At 71.9% G+C, this 2,331-nt stretch carries 3 protein-coding genes; 2 read left to right on the top strand and 1 reads right to left on the bottom strand.

Annotated features, from left to right (window positions below):
• The first annotated feature begins 318 nt into the window (after positions 1 to 318).
• Together P1P70_RS43530 and P1P70_RS43525 are read left to right on the top strand one after the other, a co-directional pair.
• A complete protein-coding gene (locus tag P1P70_RS43530) occupies positions 319 to 522 on the top strand; it encodes a helix-turn-helix transcriptional regulator (RefSeq protein ID WP_319247885.1) in 204 nt (67 codons plus the stop codon).
• A gap of 90 nt (positions 523 to 612) precedes the next feature.
• On the top strand, positions 613 to 1,203 hold the full coding sequence (locus P1P70_RS43525; RefSeq protein WP_319247883.1) for a GNAT family protein: 591 nt from the start codon (positions 613 to 615) through the stop codon (positions 1,201 to 1,203).
• Here the strand turns inward: P1P70_RS43525 and P1P70_RS43520 are convergent.
• The gene (locus tag P1P70_RS43520) at positions 1,184 to 2,227 is read right to left on the bottom strand and encodes a zinc-dependent alcohol dehydrogenase family protein (protein ID WP_319247881.1); all 1,044 of its coding nucleotides are present in this window, start codon (positions 2,225 to 2,227) and stop codon (positions 1,184 to 1,186) included. The genes P1P70_RS43525 and P1P70_RS43520 overlap by 20 nt on opposite strands.
• Between the last annotated feature and the right edge of the window lie 104 nt (positions 2,228 to 2,331).

The raw sequence follows: 2,331 nt of genomic DNA, 5'->3' as shown, positions 1-2,331 counted from the left end.
GGCTGGGGCTGGGGCTGCAGGACGTTCGAGGCCGCGGGTTCGTCGTGGCCGGTCGCGCAGCTCCCCGCGCCCCTGGAGGGCGCGGTCGCTGCCGCCCGGCTATGAGGCGCTCCGATTTGCCGCTCGCGTCACAAATGACACCTTTCTGTCACGTGTGTCACGTGTATGCGGGTCTTTCGTCACACGTGACACACGGGCGCTCTCGCTGATCACTGTGGGTCGTTGGCCGAGCACAGGCTTGTGATCGCCAGCGCAGTGCCCGGCTCCCCCTGTGGTCTTCCCGGCCGCCGCCGTGGTGCGCGCAGGGAGGTGCCACTGATGACGACCGACCGGCTTCTCTGGTCGTACAAGGACATCGCGGCGCACATCCGTGTGCAGCCCGACACCGTCCGCTCGTACCGCAAACACGGGCTGCTGCCGCCGCCCGACCAGGTCGAGGGCGGCAAGCCCTACTGGTACGCCGACACCATCCGCACCTGGGTCGCCTCCAGACCGGGCAACCGAGGGCGCAAGGTCGAGTGATCCGCTCCTCGTCACGCTTGGTCGAGTGATCCGCTCCTCGTCACGCTTATTCGTTTGTCCCCGGGTCCGCCTCTTGTCCAGGATCCGGGGATGAGCTCTTTCCAGAACCCCGTACTCACCGGTGAGAAGGCCGTGCTGCGGCCGTTCCGGGAGGACGACGCGCCCGTGATGGCGCGCATCCTGGCCGACCCGGAGGTGGTCCGGCTCACCGGCAGCCCGACCGAGAGCTTCGGGCTGGACCGGTTGCGGGCCTGGTACGGGAGCCGCAACGACCAGACCGACCGCCTCGACCTCGGCATCGTGGACCGGGCGAGCGGTGACCTGGTGGGTGAGGCCGTACTCAACGAGGTCGACGAGGTCAACCGAGGCTGTTGCTTCCGGATCCTGATCGGTCCCGGCGGGCAGGACCGGGGGCTGGGCACGGAAGCCGTGCGGCTGACGGTCGGCCACGCCTTCGAGCGCATCGGCCTGCACCGCGTCTCGTTGTACGTCTTCACCCACAACCCCAGGGCCCGACGTGCCTACGAGAAGGTCGGTTTCGTGGCTGAGGGGATCGAGCGACAGACGCTGTGGCAGGGCGGGGAGTGGATCGATGCCGTGCGGATGTCGATCCTCGCCCCGGAGTGGGCCGCCCATCGTGGGCGGCCCGAGGGGAACCGGGTCAGTTCCACGGTTCGATGACCGTCACGCCGCCGCCCGGGGTCGTGCCCAGCGCCGCCAGTGCGGCCGGGGCCGCGTCCAGCCCGATCGTCGCGGTCACCAGGAGGTCGGGGCGGAGGACTCCCGCCTCCACCAGCTTCAGCATCGTGGGGTAGGCGTGGGCCGCCATGCCGTGGCTGCCCAGGAGTTCGAGTTCGAGGGCGATCGCCCGGGCCATGGGGACGGGGGTGGTGCCCGTGCCGGAGGGGAGCAGGCCCACCTGGATGTGGCGGCCCCGGCGGCGGAGGCCGTTGACGGAGGCCGCGCAGGTGGCCGGGGAGCCGAGGGCGTCCAGGGAGAGGTGGGCGCCGCCGCCGGTGAGGTCGCGGACCGCCTCGGCCGTGTCCTCGACCGCCGACGCGTCCACGCATTCCGTCGCCCCGAACTTCCGGGCCAGGTCCAGAGCCCGGGGCGATACGTCGACGGCGATCACCCGCGCTCCGGACGCCGCCGCGACCATCACCGCGGAGAGGCCCACACCGCCGCAACCGTGGACGGCGACCCACTCCCCCGCCGCGACCCGGCCCTGCGCGACCACCGCGCGGAACGCCGTGGCGAAGCGGCAGCCGAGGGAGGCCGCCGTGCTGTACGACAGATCGTCGGGCAGCCCCACCAGGTTCACGTCGGCGTGGTCCAGGGCCACGTACTGGGCGAACGAGCCCCAGTGCGTGAAGCCCGGCTGCGTCTGCCGCTCGCACACCTGCTGGTCGCCGGCCGCGCAGGCGGCGCAGGTGCCGCAGGCACAGACGAACGGGACGGTGACGCGGTCGCCGGGGCGCCAGCCCGTGACCGCCGCGCCGGTCTCCTCCACGACCCCGGCCAGTTCATGGCCGGGGACGTGCGGGAGCGTGATGTCCGGGTCGTGGCCCTGCCAGCCGTGCCAGTCGCTGCGGCAGAGGCCGGTTGCCTCGACGCGGACGACTACGCCGTGGGGGGCGGGGCGGGGGGCCGCCAGGTTTTTCACCGTGGGCGGCTTTCCGAACTGCTCGAACACGACTGCGCGCATGTGCCCCATCCTTCGATTCGGGGCCGGTGATCGCTGGCGGCCCCGCCTTGGTCAGCATCGCATCGTCGGTGTGTGGGGTTTCCTCGCCCCCGCCGCCCCTACCC

This window comes from Streptomyces sp. MB09-02B, from assembly GCF_033794485.1.
Taxonomy (GTDB): Bacteria; Actinomycetota; Actinomycetes; order Streptomycetales; family Streptomycetaceae; genus Streptomyces.
This window is presented reverse-complemented; position numbering and strand designations above follow the sequence as displayed.

Coding starts and splice junctions, on each gene's coding strand:
- P1P70_RS43530 (WP_319247885.1), top strand. CDS start 319: ATGACGACCGACCGGCTTCTCTGGTCGTACAAGGACATCGCGGCGCAC.
- P1P70_RS43525 (WP_319247883.1), top strand. CDS start 613: ATGAGCTCTTTCCAGAACCCCGTACTCACCGGTGAGAAGGCCGTGCTG.
- P1P70_RS43520 (WP_319247881.1), bottom strand. CDS start 2,227: ATGCGCGCAGTCGTGTTCGAGCAGTTCGGAAAGCCGCCCACGGTGAAA.